The sequence below is a fragment of the Marinomonas polaris DSM 16579 genome (genome assembly GCF_900129155.1).
GTDB classification, from domain to species: domain Bacteria; phylum Pseudomonadota; class Gammaproteobacteria; order Pseudomonadales; family Marinomonadaceae; genus Marinomonas; species Marinomonas polaris.
This window is the reverse complement of record NZ_FQVF01000024.1, coordinates 51538-69838: the sequence shown is the minus strand read 5'-3', so window position 1 is coordinate 69838 and position 18301 is coordinate 51538. Positions and strand designations below refer to the sequence as shown.

Below are 18301 nucleotides of genomic sequence, written 5' to 3'. Positions count from 1 at the left end.
CTAGCTTCCAAAAGATTTTGCGTAGGCGGAACTTTGCTGTTGGGTTGGAGCGATTGCGCTTCCGGATTTTACTTCACTAAGCCAAGCTTCAAAAATTTGTTTGGCAGTTGATATATCATTATCTGCTAAATAAATATCTATTTCGTAGCTATAGGCTTTTGCTTTATTGTTTGGGTCATCAAAAAAAGATTCGTGTACTTTTTTAAGCGTGCTATTGAAGTTATCTTTTTGACGCGGTAACAGAGGGCCACTGTCCGATATTCTAGCAAGAGACTCTAAATGTTTTAAATAAACATCGGCTGTGTTGTAGCAGGAGTATTTAGCTAAAAATACAGCTCTTCTAAATGACATTTCTGCAGTCGTACTGTCGCTTAGAGATAGGCTTATATTTCCTAGCTCCATTTGACGCAAGATATTCTTAGGCGATCGACCGATAGCTTCAATTAATGTCGCTTGTGCTTCTTCATGCTTTCCTTGAATGACTTGGATTTTAGCAAGCCAATCGTAGGCACTAACAAAAAAGCGATTATCAAGCATCAGTTGTCTAAAGTTTTGTTCTGCTTTGTCTAGCTCTCCCATCAAAAAATAGGACTTTGCTTTGCCAAATAATGCCCAAGGCATTTTTCTACTTTTTAGGGTTTTATTGAATAGTGATAGCGCTTTTTTGTATTCTTTAATTTCTAATAGGCTCTCGCCTATTATTCTTTCACATTTACCTATTAGAGACGGGTATTTTGTCATCACTTGTTTAGCTGCAGTAATGGCTTCTTCAAAATTGTTTGCGTCAAGCGCGACGTTTACCTTATATAGCCTTTCTTTTGTTTCTAATAGTTTGCTGAGCCGTCTTTGCAAAACAGCCTGAGAAAAGGGCTTTGTAATGTAGCCATCTGGTTGATATTCAATAGCACCCATTACCATTTCAATGGATGTTTCCGCTGTTACCATCAAATAAGTAGCGGTATTTGGAATGAGTTTAGAATGTCTTACTTCTTCTAATAATTGCTGTCCATCCTTGCCATTTCCGAGATTGTAATCGGACAAAATGACATCAAAGGATTTGTTTCTTAGGAGTTCAATGGCAGTTTCAGCTTTCATAGCAATGTCGATAGACGTAAAACCAAAATCAGTCAGCATTTTTCGCTGCATAATTCTGGCTTCGGCCATATCCTCTATGAGAAGCGCTTTTTTCTTTGAAAAGTCTTGTTGTGCCATAAATAATTACATTCCGTGTCTAGCAATTATAAAAAGGATTTATTTGGATCAATCACGAGATCTTCTGAAAAAATTTCGTCCTCTTCAGAGGTTTGCTGTGGAATAGCGTAGGATTCACTTGCCCATGCTCCCAAGTCAATCAGCTTGCATCTAGGGCTGCAAAAAGGTCGGTCTGGATTTTCTTTGGACCAAGGCGATTTCTTTTGGCAGGTAGGGCAGGCAACCAAGGCTGCAGTATTACTATTTAACATGATTGTGACTCTAAAATTTTTTTGTGTAATTTTAAGACTTTAGCATTCATTTCAGCAATATTACCAGAGTTTTCCAAGACGAGATCAGCTCTCTCAATACGTTCGCTATTGCTTAATTGCGCTGCCATGATTTTTTCTGCGCTTTCTCTACTTATATTGTCTCTGCTCATGACCCGTTGAAGTTGTACATTTTCAGGTACATCGATTGCTATGACTAATTTACATACTGCATCTTGTTTTGTTTCAAATAGAAGTGGGTGAACAAGCAAGGCGTACGATGAGGTAATTGCATGAAGCCGCGTTGATATCTCTTCTCGAATTGCTGGGTGTGTTAGTGCTTCAAGCCAGATTCTTTCTTCGGGGTTATCAAAAATAATATCACGCAGGGATTTACGATTTAAAGTGCCGTCGTTTAATAATATGTTGTCACCGTAGCGCTGATGGATATTATTTAAACAATTTGAACCCGGTTCAACAACAATTCTTGCGACGTCATCAGCATCAACGCTTTGAATGCCTATCTCATTGAAATATTTTGTTATTGTGCTTTTACCGGAGCCTATGCCGCCAGCAAGACCGATTATAGTAGGGGTATGGGTTGTCATAGGCTAAAAATAAAACACCAACATGGCTGAAAATATTAAAAATGGACAAAATGCCATGTATTTAGCTCCATTTCTATTGGTCAATACAGTGTATAGGATTCCGCTTAAACTTGCACAAAGTAACAAGGGTGTTAAGCCTGAAAGTCCTAACCATGCACCGAGCGCTGCAATAATTTTAGCATCACCTAATCCTATACCTTCTTGACCTCTGAATGTTAAATAAAACCAGCGCAGTGTATAGACAATTCCATAGCCAATTATCATACCTAAGACGCTGGTTTCTAAGGTGTTGTTCGATAGATTAAATAGCAGCGCACAAGCTAGGGCAATGGTACTGCATTCATCCGGTATTAATTGATATTCTAGGTCAATTACTGCGGCTGTTATTAAAGCGCTAATCAAAAGTGCATGTAGTACAAGTTGATATGCATCGCTAAATATCCAGGGCAAGGGGAGGCAGAAAACAAGATGAAGAAATTCAACTGAGGGATAGCGATATGAAATGGCGGCTTTGCAATAACGGCATTTTCCTTTGAGCAGTAAGTAACTAAATAGAGGAATAAGATCTTGCCACATTAGTGGATGATGACATTGAAAACAATGAGAGCGCTTATCACTTATTTTATCTGGCGGCAGTTTGTTAAACGGGAGTAAAAGTAATGAATGTGCTTCTTTTTCCCATAAATAAATATTATTAATCGGCCACCTAGCTGTAAATGCTGCAGCATAACTGCCCATGCTCAAGACAACTAATACATATAAAAACCAGTTTATTGCTATCAGATTCATTTATGACATCTCAATAAGCGGTGCGTATAAAGCGATCAGTGCCGAGGCGACAAACCCTCCAGCGATCAAGAGGCAAACTGCGGGAATCAATTTTTCAAGCAGGGATATGTTTTTTTGCCAACGTTTTTCGTGCTCTTTTGCAGCAAGAATAAGTGCTCTCTCTATGTCACCATCTTGTTCTGCTGAATGAAGCGCAATAGACGATTCATTAGGAAACCAATGAGTAGGAAAGCTGGTTGCATAATTTTTACCGAGACGAAGAGTGTAATAGACTTGGTAAATCTCTTCTTTTATGAGCGTATATTGGAAGTACTCGGGCATGCTCCTCAAGGCCTGTTGCAAGGTTAAACCGGTTTTTCTTGTTGTGCTTAATAACGAAAAGAGTTTAGTTAGCCGAAAGTTGCCACTGTATTTTTCAAGCCAGTAACAAGCGTGACCTTGATATAGGCTCCGTATGATGATGAATTGAATGGCACTACAGACGAGATAAATGCTCACATTATTGGCTAACTCAAAAAAATAACTTTCTCCCATTTTTTGCTGCATTGCTCTATTCGCGATAAGAATAATCAGAGCAATCTGAATAATACTAAAGGGATAAATAATGGATTTTAATAAGCGTTGAGACCAATCGAGTAAGGATTTAAGCTGGATAATCGACACGGCGATGCTTTTTTCACAGTCTTCTCTTGAGCCTTGTGAATTAAGGAGTTGGCAGTATGGTATAGCGGACGTTTGCGTCAGTTTGCTTAATGCTTCGTTGAAAATCGTACCGTTTTCTAGCTCGCTTAATATAGCTTTACTGATATTTGCGCTTTTTGGGTGAGTAGCCGAAAGAGCAAAATGGGAAATTGCTTGATTTAATTGAAGCCCAGAGTGTAGAGCGCTCTGTATCTCTTCATAAAAAATTTGCAGTGACTTGTAATCTAGCTTTTTAGGGGTCCACTCTGAGATTGATATTTGCCAGCATCCTCGGTTTATATAATTAAAGACAACATTGCTTTCGGATAATTCGTGTCGGTAATCAATCTTTCCATTTAGGTGCTGAATTTTATACCAAGGCATTTTGCACCTCACTGTTCTGAAAGGGAAAAGCTTCCCATAGGGATGGGGATGAAATAAGTGTGTCGTAATCTTTCGGTAGCAATTCATTCCATAGTGGTCGTAAAGCGTTGAACATTGGTTGTTGTGAAGACGCTTTGTAGAGCATGGATTGATGGATGATAAGTTTTAATGAACTCACCAAAGAGAAAAAATCTACTTGCCAACCATGGCAGCGGTGCATGGCGTCGAGTGCAGAGTTTGTATGCAATGTAGCTAGCACGAGGTGTCCGGTCAATGCCGCATTTACTGCAAGATTGGCAGTAACGGCATCGCGCACTTCTCCGACCATAATTACATCTGGATCTTGTCTTAAGAAGGATTTCAAAAGAGCTGCAGAGTCCAAGCCAATGGCTGGATTGGGCTCACATTGAAACAAGCCTGGAATTTCGTATTCGACAGGGTCTTCTATCGTGAAAATAGTCTTCTTTCCTGTGTTTAAAGTATCAAGGCACGAATAGAGGGTCGTGCTTTTGCCTGCACCTGTTGCGCCACAGACCAAAATTAAACCACTAGAGCTATTTAAGATTGTGCTCAGGGCAGTAAGCAAAGATCGCTGTATGCCGATATTTTCAAGCTCTAAACGGTTTTTTTCAGGGAGTAGGCGCAAAGCTACTTTTTCGCCTTTAACCGTGGCAATAATACTGACCCGAATAAAAGTGCTTCGACTTCTTTCCTCAAAGAGAAATTGACCTTCTTGTGTTCGCCTTGTTTCTGACAAGTCTAAATTAGCGCGCATTTTTATGCGGTTAATTAAGCTTGTTCCTTGAGCTAAATTGGCTACTTTATGAAGTGATCCATAACAGCGTTGATAAATTTGAATGCCAATATTTGAGTGTTCTATGTGAATATCGGTTGCATGATTACTCACAGCGTTAGATATTATTTCTTCTAAAGTCATTCGTCTGCTCCAGCCGAACTGTCACATTGAAGCGGAAGAATGTTACTTTCTAAGTCTGAGAGGCATTTCCAATTCCTATCGGCATCGCGAGAGTATCTTAGATATTGGTTTTCAGTAATGCCGGTGCTGTCATTTAGTGTGAGAACAATATTCCCCATACCTTTGTTTTGGCTGTCTACAGAAATAGATTTGGTAATTGAGCCTTCTGCTAGGGATTGTTTTATGAGATTAAACTCTGCTTCGCTAGGAAAGGACCCATGTAAAAGAATGAATTCTTCAACCAGAGATTGATGTTGGGTAGCGAGGTTTTGTACTTCTATTAGTTTTGCTTTAGCAATTTGACGGGTAAATGTGGGGGCTGAAAGGCTTGCTATTATAGAAATAATGGCAATAACAACCATTAATTCTAATAACGTAAAACCACGTGTGGATAGACGAGAAAGTAACATTCTTCACTCCTTGAAGATTCTGTAATCATTGGCATCCTGCCGAAAAACTTAACTCATTAAGTTTTTATAGACTAAACAATTTGATCGAGAAAGTCTCCCGTTGGTGTTTTTTCTTGATAGCTATTGGTTTTACTCTCTTTAGTTGATGCGTGAATGGTTGGTTCAATATCATCTTCGATGAACTCTTCTTCTAGTTCCAACAAGATATCATTGTTTTTTCTAGCTTCGATTTCTTCGAGTTTTTTTCTATTTCGCTGGGATAATGCTTGGCCTTGCTCTGAAATAGTGACAACAAGATCACTCGAAGCCTTGGCGTTTCGAGCGTTAAGCGCTGCCATATTAGTGTCTTCATCAGAGCGTAAGTCAAATGTTGTGTAGCCAGGAGTGGTCATACTTGTGAAGGTATGATTTGAAAGCGCTATAGAATGAGGAAGGCTACCAGACATGTTGATCACCCACGTAATGTTTATCTACAAATACTAATTGGCAATATGAAATATGTCCACTTTCTAATCAAATTCAGTTGGGAAACTTCTTATCTTTATTAATTAACTCGTCTTCACTCATTAGAAAGCAAAGACGAGTTAAGGGATAAATTAGCTGGTAGATTATTCGCCTTTAAGCTTGCCCGCCTGAATAGCGGTAATAGCAATGGTGTAGACGATATCGTCGACCAACGCACCACGAGACAAGTCGTTAACAGGTTTACGAATGCCTTGCAGCATAGGTCCGATGCTAACTACATCGGCACTTCGTTGAACGGCTTTATAGGTGGTGTTGCCAGTATTTAAATCTGGGAAAATAAATACAGTGGCTTTACCAGCTACTTTGCTGTTTGGCGCTTTTTGCTTGGCTACTTTTTCCATGATTGCAGCGTCGTATTGTAGTGGTCCATCAATTAACAGATCAGGCCGAAGTCTTTGCGCAATCGCGGTAGCTTCTCTGACTTTATCAACATCGTTACCTGTACCAGAACCACCAGTGCTGTAGCTAATCATGGCGACTTTTGGGGTAATGCCAAATGCTGCAGCAGAATCAGCACTTTGAATGGCAATTTCTGCGAGTTGCTCAGCCGTTGGGTCTGGGTTTATAGCGCAGTCACCATAGACCAATACTTGATCCGGCAAACACATGAAGAAAATCGACGAGACAAGATTTGAATTAGGTGATGTCTTTATTAATTGCAGGGCAGGGCGAATGGTGTTGGCAGTAGTGTGCACAGCACCTGAAACCAAACCATCAACATCGCCAACTTGCAGCATCATGGTACCCAATACAACATTATCTTCAAGCTGTTCACGAGCAACAATATCAGTAAGTCCTCGACTTTTTCTCAACTCAACCATCGGTGCTACGTAGCGTTCACGAATGCTGTTCGGATCGAGTATTTCAACACCATGACTTAATTCAATACCGTTGTTTTGAGCAATACGGAGAATCTCGGTTTCGTTACCTAATAATGTACAGCGAGCAATGCCACGCTCCGCACATATAGACGCCGCTTGAATGGTGCGAATCTCTTCACCCTCTGGAAGAATGATGCGTTTATTCAAGGAGCGAGCGAGCTCAATCAAACGGAATCGAAACGCTGGAGGAGATAGTTTTCTTTCTTCTTGGTTCAAGGCAAAAGAGTTGATCCAATCGTGATCTATACAACGAGCAATATGCTCTTTAACCATTAAGACTCGCTCTTTATCATCAAGTGGAATCTCTTGGTTAAAAGATTGCATATTAATAACGGTTTCCCAGCTGTTAGATTCAACAGAGAGGATTGGCAATCCTTTTGCCATGGCTTTACCACAAAGCGCCATCAGTGCTTCACTTGGCTGATAACCACCAGTAACCACTAGTGCTGCAATTTTAATATCATTAAGCGCTGCAATAGCTGTCGCCATGATGATGTCAGTACGATCACCGGGAGTGAATACTAAAACACCTGGTCGTAATGCTTCTAGCATATTTTCCACACCGCGAGCACATAGTGTGTAAGATTGTACTCGCCGAGATTCGATTTCACCCGCATTGATAATACGAGCACCAAGAAAGTCAGCTACATCTTTAACACGAGGATAGGTCAGTTCGTCCGCTTTCGGTATTTGACCTAGCAGACTAAAGTTGCGTTTGAAAATTCCTCTTTGGGCAAACAAATCGCCGTAGGATTTAACGCCCAATGACCCTGGTGTGGTTTTATTTAAAATACAACCAATAACATCGTTGGCCTTTATGCCACCGTAAGAGCCTGCGGCAATCTCAACATGATGTTCAAGTTCGTTAACTCTCATGTTGTTTGGCGCAGTGACTAAAACTAAGCCAGCGTCCAGTGTTCTAGCAATGGCTTTATTTAGCCTTGTTGCATATGGGTGTCCGGCGATCTGCGCAAGACCTTCTACAATAACCGTTGAATCTGGTTCAACACTTGCTTGAAAACGGCCAACAATTTCTTCCATGAGTTCGTCGATATTATCGTTGTACAAATAACGTTCAGCTTCATGAAGCGGAATTGGCTCAGCAGGTGTTAGTGTTGAACCTTGCGCAACCATAGCCGTTGATTTGTCTGGTCCTTTATCTCCTGGTTGAGGCTGGGCGATAGGCTTGAAGAAACTGGCTTTTAATCCCTGCTGTTCAAGTGCGCGGACAAGACCTACAGAGACGGATGTTAGGCCGACACCTGGGCCCGTAGGAACGGTCATGAGTACATTTATTGACATATCTGATGAATCCTAAATTAGTCCATTATGGTTAGCATAGTTTCGATCAATGCTGAATTAAGCTTATAGTATCTAGTGCGATCATTAGCTCTTCGTTAGTAGGTATAATCCATACATTCGTATTGCTGCTATCAGAGCTAATATTTATCGTTTCGCCACGAGGTGCATTTTCATTTAATGTTGAGTTTATACCGATATTCAGTGCTTTCAAATGATTGCAAATGACTTGGCGTAAATAGCTTGAATTCTCACCGATACCACCAGTAAAGACCAAATGATCAATACTTTCTAAAGTTGTTGCCACACTTGCTAAATGTTTGGCAGTGCGGGCTGCGAACATGTCTAAAGCCAGTTTAGCTCTAGGGTCACCAGATTCCATTGCTTCTTCTAATGTTCGACAGTCATTAGAAATTTCTGATACACCAAGTAGACCACTTTTTTTGTTCAGAATATCAAGCGCTGCGTCAGCCGATATATTTTCAGCTTGGCTAATAAAAGACAGCAGACTTGGGTCGAGGCTTCCCGAGCGAGTGCCCATCATTAAGCCTTCTAATGGCGTGATGCCCATGCTGGTATCAGATGATAGACCTTTGTTTATTGCGCAAGTACTGGCCCCATTGCCCAGGTGAGCAACAAGTACGCCTTGTTGATCACTGCCTTTCGCAATTTGCGCTAACCGCTGACTAATATAGCGATAGCTGGTGCCATGGAAGCCATACTTGCGAAAATGATTTTCTCGATAAAAATGCATTGGAATAGGGTATAGGTATTGTTCTGGTGCCAGAGTTTGATGAAATGCAGTATCAAAAACAGCTACTTGAGGCAGTCCTGGGAAAAGCTCAAAAGCCACTTCCATCCCTTTTGCGTGAGCAGGGTTATGTAGTGGCGCAAATTGGGCGCACTCTTTAATACTATCTATGACATTTTGATTGATTAGTGCAGATTCACTAAAATTTTCACCGCCGTGTACAACACGATGACCTATGCCTGCCAATGAGCTTTCAATGATAGGGTGACTGCTAAGCCAATTTTTTATGTGAGCTACAGCATTTTTGTGGCTGCCATCTTCTAGTTGAATAATATTTTTCTGCCCTTCAAACTTAAAGGTGATGCTACTCTCGTCCGAACCTAATCTTTCTGCGATACCTTCGACTAGAGTTTCTTGTCCAGCATTGGCAAGAATGGCAAATTTTAAAGAAGAGCTGCCGCAGTTGATGACTAAAATACTATCTTTCATAGTTATTCCTGAGATACGCGCAAAGACAGGTCTATTGCTTGGATGTGTTTTGTTAGGGCTCCAATGGATACAAAATCAACGCCTGTTTCAGCTACCTTTAATAGACGATCTTTGTCCATGTTTCCTGATGCTTCAAATTTAACTTGACCTTTGAAGTCTGAAACCGCTTTGCTCATATCTTCATACGAAAAATTATCTAGCATAATGATATCTGCGCCAGCAGCGACTGCCATGGCAACTTCTTCTAAATTTTCTGTTTCTACTTCAATTGTTTTACCCGGCGCGATTTTTTGTGCCATGCTGACAGCGTTGGCAATTGATCCTGCAGCCATGATGTGATTTTCTTTTATCAAAAATGCATCATATAACCCCATTCGGTGATTTTTCCCACCGCCAACAGTTACCGCATACTTCTGAGCTCGGCGCATGCCTGGTAGTGTTTTTCGTGTATCCAAAATGGTTAATTGTGTGCTTGATACGATTTCACTGTATTGGCGAGTCACCGTAGCAGTATAAGAAAGTGTTTGTAAAAAATTTAGAGCGGTGCGTTCACCCGTTAGGATTGTTCTTGCATGGCCTTTAATAGTCAAAAAAGGTTTGTTGCTTTCCAGCGTATCGCCTTCATTATTATGCCAAGTGAGAGTAGTTCTGTTTCCTAATTGAGCAAATACTTCGTTTACCCAAGCTTGACCGCATAGGATAGCAGGTTCTCGACTGATAACCGTTGCTGTAATTTCTTGATCGTCAGGGATAAGTTGAGCTGTTATGTCCCCAGAGCCTATGTCTTCTTTTAATGCAAACGTAACTTGCGATTGGATGTGCTCGGATAATAGAGCGTTCAGAAGGGTCATGTACTATCCTAATTTTGCCAAGTAAATAAAGAGCATTGTAGCGTTATATTGGTAATGCGTCAGTGTTGATTTTTTTATATTCATTGATTTGCATGGTCTTTCTAGACAGAAAAGAGCATAAATTTAGAATTTGTAAGTATAGACCTAGCTTTTTAAATGGAACTTCTTGCTTAACTGGACACTATTTTTGTGTTTCTACCTGAGGCGGACTTAAGAGCGGATTAGTCTCTATAGAGCTAATAATGTGATACAGATTATCATTTTTTGAATAGTATATTAGCTTTGATACTGTGTATTCTTCGCTGTCTGAAGCGAAACATAAGATTCATGCAGTTTATACATCTCATATTTCTGGTGAATTTTGGTGGGGCGCCTTAAGCTTTAAGCCATTTATTGTGGAGTTTTTACCTATTTTTATCTGTTTTTAGATGAATTCTAGGAGATTTAAAAGCTTCAAAAGTGCTTTGAGTACTTCAATCTTTATTTGGGTGGCTAGGCGATCTCTTGATTAGGTGTTAATCTAACGCCCGAATTAGATGCTTCTGATATGTAAAAAAGCCTTGTTTAACGTAAGGTTTTAGTAAAATATCTAGAATGCAAAATCTTAGAAGTGCTTTATCTATGCGCATTCTAAGTAAATGACTTTGATTTTTTACATGCGTTTAGTAAGGCTATTTGCATGTGGAAATTTAATGTTGGGTTTGATGAACCAAACCCAAATTGGAAGCGAACTGACTAGATTTTTAGTGGTCGATGCAATGGAAATAAAATTAAAACAATAATAATTGCCATTGGAACGGATAAAAACGACGCGTTTTAAAACGTAATATACAGTGCGTCGTTTTATCCTAGGTCGGCTGGAACTTAATGGCTATTCATATGAGTTCCGACGGTTCGTTTAAGTAGCCTCCAAGGCTTAAATACACATAATGTCCTTGGTAGGTTAGTATCTGTTCTAATAGCGGGAGTTATTAACACGATGACTGAGCAGCATATTCTCGAAGACATCGATCCAATTGAAACTAAAGAGTGGGTCGATGCGCTTGAGTCTGTCCTTCGCGAAGAAGGTCCTGATCGCGCGCAATACATTTTAAATCGTTTGACGAATGAAGCTTCAAAAGCTGGTACGTCAATGCCGTCGTCTATTACGACTGCATACCGGAATACAATCGCTCCTGAAAATGAGAAGCCATTGCCGGGTGATGTATTTATGGAACGTCGTATACGCTCTATAATTCGTTGGAATGCATTGGCTATGGTAATGAAGGCAAACCGTGTTGATTCAACACTTGGTGGCCACATTACAAGCTTCTCTTCTGCAGCAACGCTTTATGATATCGGTTTTAACCACTTTTTCCGTGGTAATGACGGTAAACAACAAGCGGATATGGTCTTTTTCCAAGGTCATATTTCCCCAGGGATTTACGCGCGTTCATACATTGAAGGGCGTTTGACAGACGAACAGCTTGATAACTTCCGTCGTGAAGTGGATGGCAAAGGTATCTCTTCTTACCCGCATCCTTGGTTGATGCCGGATTACTGGCAATTTCCTACAGTGTCTATGGGTCTTGGGCCATTGCAAGCGATTTACCAAGCGCATGTGATGAAGTACCAACATAGTCGTGGTCTTATTGATCAAGGCGACCGTAAAGTATGGGCGTTCCTTGGTGATGGTGAATGTGATGAGCCAGAATCTTTAGGTGCAATCGCTCTTGCGGGACGTGAAAATCTAGACAACCTTATTTTTGTGATCAACTGTAATCTACAGCGTCTTGATGGCCCTGTACGTGGTAACAGTAAAATTGTTCAGGAACTTGAAGGTGTGTTCCGTGGTGCTGGCTGGAATGTCATTAAGTGTCTATGGGGTCGTCATTGGGATCCTCTTTTCGCGAAAGATCACAACGGTTTGCTTGTTAAACGTATGAATGAAGTTTGTGATGGTGAGCTTCAGAACTACAAAGCAAATGGTGGTGCTTATACTCGTGAACATTTCTTCGGCAAATATCCAGAATTGCTAGAAATGGTTAAAGACATGACTGACGATGAGATTATGAATCTTAATCGCGGCGGGCATGATCCTTACAAAGTTTACGCAGCGTATTCCGAAGCGACTTCTCATAAAGGTCAACCGACTGTTATCTTGGCGCAAACCGTTAAAGGTTACGGCATGTTTAAAGCGGCTGAAGCGCAAAACACTGCGCACCAAACGAAGAAGTTGGATGAGGAATCTCTTGCTCAGTTCCGCGATAAATTCGGTATCCCTATTAGCGATGAAGAGCTAAAAGACTTACCTTATTACAAGCCAGCTGAAGACAGTCCTGAAATGCAATATATGCGCTCTCGTCGTAAAGAGTTGCATGGCGCTTTCCCTATTCGTAACCATGATTGTGAAGCGCTTGAAGTGCCTTCTTTGGAAGCATTCAAATCTCAGATCGCGGGAACAAATGGGCGTGAAATTTCTACAACTATGGCGTTTGTGCGTGCACTGAATGTTATGGTTAAAGATAAAAACATTGGTGAGCGCGTTGTTCCAATCGTTGCCGATGAAGCCCGTACGTTTGGTATGGAAGGTATGTTCCGCCAGCTAGGTATTTATTCATCTGAAGGTCAGCGTTATACGCCTCATGACCATACTCAGATTATGTACTACAAAGAATCTTCTGACGGTCAGATTTTGCAAGAAGGTATCAATGAGCCAGGTGCATTCTCTGCATGGTTGGCATTGGCTACGTCTTATGCAAACAGTGCTCTTCCAATGATTCCTGTTTATATCTATTACTCAATGTTCGGTTTCCAGCGTATTGGTGACTTGGCTTGGGCGGCAGGTGATTCACAGGCACGCGGTTTCTTGATTGGTGCAACAGCAGGTCGTACTACGCTAAATGGCGAAGGCTTGCAGCATGAAGATGGTCATTCCCATATTCAGGCTGGTCTTATTCCAAATTGTGTGTCTTATGATCCAACTTATTCATACGAAGTCGCTGTTATCGTGCAAGATGGCTTGCGTCGTATGTATAAAGAAAAAGAGAGTGTTTTCTATTACCTAACAGTAATGAATGAAAACTACACACACGAAGATATGCCTGAAGGTGTTGAAGAAGGCATTATCAAGGGGATGTACAAGCTTAAATCTCATGCTAAGAAAGCCAATAAGAAACAAGTTCAATTGCTTGGTTCTGGCGTTATTCTTCGTGAAGTTGAAGCTGCTGCAGAGATCCTGTTTAATGATTTCGGTGTTAACTCTGATATATGGAGTGTAACGTCTTTCAATGAGCTGCGTCGCGAAGGTCTTGATGTAAGCCGTTGGAATATGCTTCACCCTGAGTCAGAAACTCGCAAATCTTATGTTGAATCTTGCTTGAATGGCAATGGCCCTGTGATTGCATCTACCGACCATATTAAATTGTTCGCAGATCAAATTCGTCCATTTATAACAGGTACTTACAACGTACTTGGTACTGATGGTTTTGGCCGCAGTGATACTCGTGCTCAATTGCGTCACTTCTTCGAAGTTAACCGCTATTGGGTAGTAGTTTCTGCCTTGAATGCATTGTCAAAAGACGGTGTGATTGATGCATCTGTAGTTAGTGGAGCAATTGCTAAGTTTGGTTTAGATCCTGAAAAGCCAAACCCTGTAACGTGCTAATTACCTGACAAGCTAGGTATCTGGCTTAGTGTATGTTTGTAGCTAAGCTAGATAAGTTTTTAAGTTTGATGCGTCTATAAGACAAAGGAGATTTCTGTGAGTACTGAAATCATTCGAGTACCGGATATTGGTGGTGCGACTGATGTCGAAATTATCGAGATCAGTATTAAGGTTGGTGACATTATTGAAGTGGACCAATCTATTATTGTTTTAGAAACAGATAAGGCTTCCATGGATGTTCCATCTTCCATGGCTGGTAAAGTAAAAAGCATTTCTGTGAAAGAAGGCGATAAAGTTTCTGAAGGTGATGAGCTTCTTGTTATTGAGGTTGAAGGTGCAGAAAAATCCGCTCCTGAAACGCCAGTAGAAGCTTCTACGCCAGCAAAATCTGCCGAGAAGACTGCTCCAGCTTCATCATCTTCTAGTGAAGAAAAAGTTTCTGTGCCTGATATTGGTGGTGCGACTGACGTAGAAGTTATTGAAGTCTGTGTTGCTGAAGGTGATATGGTTGAAGAGGGTGACTCTTTGATCGTTTTGGAAACTGATAAAGCATCTATGGATATACCTTCGCCGTTTACAGGCAAGATCGGTAAAATTTCGATCAAAGTAGGTGATACTGTTTCTGAGGGTGCTGACATCCTTATGTTAATAACTGAATCATCTACGCCTGCAGCTTCAGAAGAAAAAGCGGAAGCACCAAAATCTTCAGCGCCTGCGGCTGCAGCGCCTGTATCTGGTGGTGTTGAGACTGTTAAAGTTCCTGATATTGGTGGTGCGGAAGGTGTAGAAGTTATCGAAGTTGCTGTAGCGGCTGGTGATAAGGTTAAAGAGGGCGATTCTATTATCGTTCTTGAAACTGATAAAGCTTCCATGGAAATCCCTGCGCCGAAATCAGGAACAGTTAAATCTGTTTCTATTAAAGTTGGTGATAAGGTTTCTGAAGGTCATCTTGTTCTCGAGCTTGAAGTGGAAGGTGGTTCTGAAGTTACGGCGTCTGCGCCGGTTGCTGAAAAAGCGGCTCCTGCTTCTGCTGAAGCGCCTAAAGCTAGTACTGCAAAAGCAGCTCCTGCGGCGGATCAATCTGCTGTATTGTCTGAACCTTCTAAGAAAGTTCACGCAGGTCCCGCGGTGCGTATGCTTGCTCGTGAGCTAGGTGTTGATCTATCTCTTGTTCGTCCTACTGGCCCTCGTGGTCGTATTACGAAAGAAGATTTGCATGCCTATGTGAAAGCTGCTGTACAAAAGGCTGCATCAGCTCCAGCGGGTGTTGCAACAGGTTCTGGTCTACCGACTGTGCCTGATCAAGACTTTAGCAAGTTCGGTGATGTCGAAGTTGTTAAGATGAGTAAGATTCAACGTCTAACTGCTCAAAACATGGTTCGCAACGCACTTGTTGTGCCTCAAGTTACTCAGTTTGATAAAGCTGACATCTCTGATCTTGAAGACTTCCGCAAAGGCTTGAAAGGTGAAATGGAGAAACAAGGTGTTAAATTGACGCCACTTCCATTCCTGATTAAAGCGGTAGCGCAAGCTATGGTTGCGAATCCAAGCTTCAATGTGTCGCTAATGGCTGATGGTGAAAGCTATGTTCAGAAGCATTATGTACACATTGGTATCGCTGTAGATTCTCCTGCTGGCTTGGTTGTTCCTGTTTTGCGTGATGCTGATAAGAAGTCAGTGATTCAAATAGCAAAAGAAGCGAGCGAACTGATTAAGAAAGCGCTTGATAAGCAACTTAAACCTGCCGATATGCAAGGTGGTTGTTTTACTATTTCTAGTTTGGGTGCAATTGGCGGTACTGGATTTACTCCTATCGTTAACTGTCCTGAAGTAGGTATTCTTGGTGTTTCTAAAGCAGACATCGAGCCACGTTGGAATGGTAAAGAATTTGAGCCTCGTACAATGTTGCCATTGTGCTTGTCTTATGACCACAGAGCTGTGAATGGTGGTGATGCTGGTCGTTTCATGACCTTCTTGAACTCATTGCTAAGTGATGTGCGTCGCTTGTCTCTTTAATGAGCCACTTTGGTGAATAGCTAAATAAATAAAAAGCCGCTTACAAAGCGGCTTTTTTTTGGTCTATAACTTTTTGATTTTAGTGTTTTTTTTTCGGTTTAGTATTTTTGGTTCACTAAGTAATTTTCTTATGTACTGGGTAGGTTGTTAACAGCCTGCATCAAGGCAGATTTTCGTGAGTCGCAGAACGCATTGTGTGGCAATCGGTTTAATACACCCAATTTTTCAAGTCGTTCTGTGGTTTGTCCGTTGGGACTAAATATATAAACGGCACAATCTGCTTCTATAGCGTCTTTGATGGCGTTTTCTAATGCAAGACCAATAGTTAGGTCCATCATAGGGACTGCGCTCAGATCTAATACTACAGCCTTATAGTTATGTATCCGATTGTGGTGTTTTGCGATGGCCTTACTTGCGCCAAAAATCATTGGTCCGGACAAATAGAAAAGTAATACTTTTCCGTCTGCTTGATCTAGTAATGATTTTTCTTCCTCAGATAGTGGGATGTCATCATCAGCATCACTGATTGCTTTTACATTTCCTGATTGTAGTCGGCTGAGTTTTTCTATTGTCATTATGTTGGCTATAAAGACGCCGATTCCTACCGCGACCATAAGGTCAACAAACACGGTTAGTGCCATTACGCCATACATGATTATGGTTGGCGAGAGGGCAACTTTGTGTGCGCGCTTCAAGAAGCTCCAATCGAGAATATTAATCCCTACATATAAGGCTATGCCAGCAAGCACGGCCATTGGGATCGGGCTGATTAGCTCTGATGCTCCAAGTACAACCAGTAAAAGAATTAAGGCTCTTGTGATGCCTGCAAGTGGTGATTTGCCGCCGGACTGTATGTTCACCACGGTTCCCATAGTGGCACCAGCGCCAGGAAGGCCGCCAAGCAGGCCCGAGAAGAAGTTGGCTGTGCCTTGACCGATAAGCTCTCGATTCGAATCGTGCTCTTTGCGGGTTAGGCTATCAGCAATGACGGCTGTTAACAGAGTATCAATACAACCTAAAGTGCCAAGCACCAATCCATTGATGATCATTTCAATAAATACTGAACGTTCAAAATGAGGCCAGTGGATAGATGGTAAGCCAGATGGAATAACACCGATACGACGTACATCCGAGTCACTAAATAGCACAACAGAAACAAGAGTTATTGCGACTAAAGCGACAAGCTGGGGAGGGATGTAGCGACGCCAGTGCTTAGGAAGATAAAATAATACGCCTAATGTTAATAGGCCTAGAAATAATTCGGAAAACTTCAAGTTAACAATAAGGGTTGGTAATGCAGTCAAGGTTCCCATTACGCCGCCAGATGGCGATGCGTGTCCTAAGAAAGGGGCAATTTGTAAGATGATTAAGATAATGCCGATGCCAGACATGAATCCTGAGATTACGCTATATGGCATGAGTGTTATGTATTTACCTAACTTCAGATAACCTAATGTGATTTGGAATAAGCCGGCGATCATAACTACGGTAAAAGCCATCGCTACACCGCCTTCTGGACTGCTAGCCATCATACTGGTCAATACCGCAGTCATGATGACGGTCATTGGTCCAGTTGGCTCTGAGATTAGGCTGGTAGACCCACCAAAAATCGCAGCAAATAGGCCGACGAGTATAGCGCCCCAGAGTCCTGCTTCTGCACCGGCTCCTGACGCAACGCCAAACGCTAATGCGAGAGGTAGCGATACAATAGCGGTTGTTGCGCCGCCGAATAAATCGCCCACAAGAGTCCAATCTTTAAAGCGAGAAAAATCAATGATCATTGTTTTTTTTACCTGTCCGTTATTTATGTTCAAATCAATCCGTTGAAATAATCCATAGTGCTCTTTTTGCAAAAGAGCCCGCATAATGCGGGCTCTTTGTTATTTCCTAGAGAGAAGCTGTAGGTTTTATTCTACATTGGCTTCTGAAATTGATTCAGAGCCTTTTTCTTCTTCTCGAGCAATCCTAGGGTCGTTTTTCACACGACCTGCTGATGCACGTCGACGTGAAGTCGCAGCATTGCGTTTTTCTTCTTGCTCTAAACGAAGCTTCTCTTGCTGAGCCAAAATAGCGGCTGGTAATTCTACCGGTGCTTTGGCTTCTGTGTTTGCTTGTTTAGTGGCTGGTTTGCCACGTCCACGGCGAGGAGTTCGAGTTGAGCTACCTGCAGTGTTTTGTACTTTCTCTTCTTCCACTTTGGTTTCGGAGGTATTCACGGCTGCAGTTTCTGAGGTGACTGGATCAGTCGTAGCTTCAGTAGCTTCTTGTGTAAGCTCTATTGCTGCAGTCTCGGCTTCTACTGTTGCTGGTTTTTCTGGTGCTTCGGTTTTTATCTCTTCCGTTACACTTGCTTCTTCCACTAGTTCTTCAGTCGAGGTTGCTACTTGAATCTCTGTTGTAGAAGTTGCTGTTTTTGGTTCCGCTTCAGCTTGTTCTGCTTTGGTTTCTTCTGTTGTAATTGTTTCAACTTCCGGTGTCTCTTGCTCAATTTTACGCATTTGAGCTTTTACTGACATCTTAGGTTTTGCAGGTTTA

Annotated in this window: 15 protein-coding genes; 2 read left to right on the top strand and 13 right to left on the bottom strand. The window is 41.6% G+C overall.

Annotation, left to right across the window (positions count from 1 at the left end):
- From BUA59_RS20680 to nadC, 11 genes are all read right to left on the bottom strand, one after another.
- Nucleotides 1-1212: a tetratricopeptide repeat-containing response regulator gene (locus BUA59_RS20680; RefSeq protein ID WP_072841746.1), complete on the bottom strand. Its 1212-nt coding sequence runs from the start codon at nucleotides 1210-1212 to the stop codon at nucleotides 1-3.
- A gap of 26 nt (nucleotides 1213-1238) precedes the next feature.
- Complete coding sequence (locus tag BUA59_RS20675) at nucleotides 1239-1463, bottom strand: DNA gyrase inhibitor YacG (RefSeq protein ID WP_072841744.1); 225 nt, start codon at nucleotides 1461-1463, stop codon at nucleotides 1239-1241.
- Nucleotides 1457-2068 (bottom strand): dephospho-CoA kinase, encoded by a 612-nt coding sequence (coaE, locus tag BUA59_RS20670; protein WP_072841742.1) that lies wholly within the window; start codon nucleotides 2066-2068, stop codon nucleotides 1457-1459. Before coaE ends, BUA59_RS20675 begins: the two co-directional genes overlap by 7 nt.
- 3 nt (nucleotides 2069-2071) lie before the next feature.
- Nucleotides 2072-2857: a prepilin peptidase gene (locus BUA59_RS20665; protein WP_072841740.1), complete on the bottom strand. Its 786-nt coding sequence runs from the start codon at nucleotides 2855-2857 to the stop codon at nucleotides 2072-2074.
- Nucleotides 2858-3922, bottom strand: a complete 1065-nt coding sequence (locus BUA59_RS20660) for a type II secretion system F family protein (protein WP_072841738.1) — start codon at nucleotides 3920-3922, stop codon at nucleotides 2858-2860.
- On the bottom strand, nucleotides 3909-4859 hold the full coding sequence (locus tag BUA59_RS20655; protein WP_072841736.1) for a GspE/PulE family protein: 951 nt from the start codon (nucleotides 4857-4859) through the stop codon (nucleotides 3909-3911). The genes BUA59_RS20660 and BUA59_RS20655 overlap by 14 nt, the downstream gene beginning before the upstream one ends.
- The gene (locus BUA59_RS20650; RefSeq protein ID WP_072841734.1) at nucleotides 4856-5308 is read right to left on the bottom strand and encodes a pilin; all 453 of its coding nucleotides are present in this window, start codon (nucleotides 5306-5308) and stop codon (nucleotides 4856-4858) included. The genes BUA59_RS20655 and BUA59_RS20650 overlap by 4 nt, the downstream gene beginning before the upstream one ends.
- 71 nt (nucleotides 5309-5379) lie before the next feature.
- Nucleotides 5380-5754, bottom strand: coding sequence for a hypothetical protein (locus BUA59_RS20645; protein ID WP_072841732.1), 375 nt, complete (start codon nucleotides 5752-5754; stop codon nucleotides 5380-5382).
- 162 nt (nucleotides 5755-5916) lie between these two features.
- Nucleotides 5917-8016: a phosphate acetyltransferase gene (gene pta / locus BUA59_RS20640; RefSeq protein WP_072841731.1), complete on the bottom strand. Its 2100-nt coding sequence runs from the start codon at nucleotides 8014-8016 to the stop codon at nucleotides 5917-5919.
- 46 nt (nucleotides 8017-8062) lie between these two features.
- Nucleotides 8063-9253: an acetate/propionate family kinase gene (locus tag BUA59_RS20635; protein WP_072841729.1), complete on the bottom strand. Its 1191-nt coding sequence runs from the start codon at nucleotides 9251-9253 to the stop codon at nucleotides 8063-8065.
- A gap of 2 nt (nucleotides 9254-9255) precedes the next feature.
- Nucleotides 9256-10104, bottom strand: a complete 849-nt coding sequence (gene nadC / locus BUA59_RS20630; RefSeq protein WP_072841727.1) for a carboxylating nicotinate-nucleotide diphosphorylase — start codon at nucleotides 10102-10104, stop codon at nucleotides 9256-9258.
- Nucleotides 10105-11083: 979 nt separating this feature from the next.
- On the opposite strand from nadC, the gene aceE reads away from it, so the two are divergent.
- Together aceE and aceF are read left to right on the top strand one after the other, a co-directional pair.
- Nucleotides 11084-13750: a pyruvate dehydrogenase (acetyl-transferring), homodimeric type gene (gene aceE / locus BUA59_RS20625; RefSeq protein ID WP_072841725.1), complete on the top strand. Its 2667-nt coding sequence runs from the start codon at nucleotides 11084-11086 to the stop codon at nucleotides 13748-13750.
- 96 nt (nucleotides 13751-13846) lie between these two features.
- On the top strand, nucleotides 13847-15766 hold the full coding sequence (gene aceF / locus BUA59_RS20620; RefSeq protein WP_072841724.1) for a dihydrolipoyllysine-residue acetyltransferase: 1920 nt from the start codon (nucleotides 13847-13849) through the stop codon (nucleotides 15764-15766).
- 128 nt (nucleotides 15767-15894) lie between these two features.
- Here aceF and BUA59_RS20615 read toward each other — a convergent pair whose 3' ends face one another.
- Complete coding sequence (locus tag BUA59_RS20615) at nucleotides 15895-17547, bottom strand: SulP family inorganic anion transporter (RefSeq protein ID WP_072841775.1); 1653 nt, start codon at nucleotides 17545-17547, stop codon at nucleotides 15895-15897.
- Between the two features lie 126 nt (nucleotides 17548-17673).
- Nucleotides 17674-18282: a hypothetical protein gene (locus BUA59_RS23705; RefSeq protein WP_139248940.1), complete on the bottom strand. Its 609-nt coding sequence runs from the start codon at nucleotides 18280-18282 to the stop codon at nucleotides 17674-17676.
- Between the last annotated feature and the right edge of the window lie 19 nt (nucleotides 18283-18301).

Excerpts from the sequence above, each read along its gene's own strand:
- BUA59_RS20680 (WP_072841746.1), bottom strand. The coding sequence starts at position 1,212 with ATGGCACAACAAGACTTTTCAAAGAAAAAAGCGCTTCTCATAGAGGAT.
- BUA59_RS20675 (WP_072841744.1), bottom strand. The coding sequence starts at position 1,463 with ATGTTAAATAGTAATACTGCAGCCTTGGTTGCCTGCCCTACCTGCCAA.
- coaE (WP_072841742.1), bottom strand. The coding sequence starts at position 2,068 with ATGACAACCCATACCCCTACTATAATCGGTCTTGCTGGCGGCATAGGC.
- BUA59_RS20665 (WP_072841740.1), bottom strand. The coding sequence starts at position 2,857 with ATGAATCTGATAGCAATAAACTGGTTTTTATATGTATTAGTTGTCTTG.
- BUA59_RS20660 (WP_072841738.1), bottom strand. The coding sequence starts at position 3,922 with ATGCCTTGGTATAAAATTCAGCACCTAAATGGAAAGATTGATTACCGA.
- BUA59_RS20655 (WP_072841736.1), bottom strand. The coding sequence starts at position 4,859 with ATGACTTTAGAAGAAATAATATCTAACGCTGTGAGTAATCATGCAACC.
- BUA59_RS20650 (WP_072841734.1), bottom strand. The coding sequence starts at position 5,308 with ATGTTACTTTCTCGTCTATCCACACGTGGTTTTACGTTATTAGAATTA.
- BUA59_RS20645 (WP_072841732.1), bottom strand. The coding sequence starts at position 5,754 with ATGTCTGGTAGCCTTCCTCATTCTATAGCGCTTTCAAATCATACCTTC.
- pta (WP_072841731.1), bottom strand. The coding sequence starts at position 8,016 with ATGTCAATAAATGTACTCATGACCGTTCCTACGGGCCCAGGTGTCGGC.
- BUA59_RS20635 (WP_072841729.1), bottom strand. The coding sequence starts at position 9,253 with ATGAAAGATAGTATTTTAGTCATCAACTGCGGCAGCTCTTCTTTAAAA.
- nadC (WP_072841727.1), bottom strand. The coding sequence starts at position 10,104 with ATGACCCTTCTGAACGCTCTATTATCCGAGCACATCCAATCGCAAGTT.
- aceE (WP_072841725.1), top strand. The coding sequence starts at position 11,084 with ATGACTGAGCAGCATATTCTCGAAGACATCGATCCAATTGAAACTAAA.
- BUA59_RS20615 (WP_072841775.1), bottom strand. The coding sequence starts at position 17,547 with ATGATCATTGATTTTTCTCGCTTTAAAGATTGGACTCTTGTGGGCGAT.
- BUA59_RS23705 (WP_139248940.1), bottom strand. The coding sequence starts at position 18,282 with ATGTCAGTAAAAGCTCAAATGCGTAAAATTGAGCAAGAGACACCGGAA.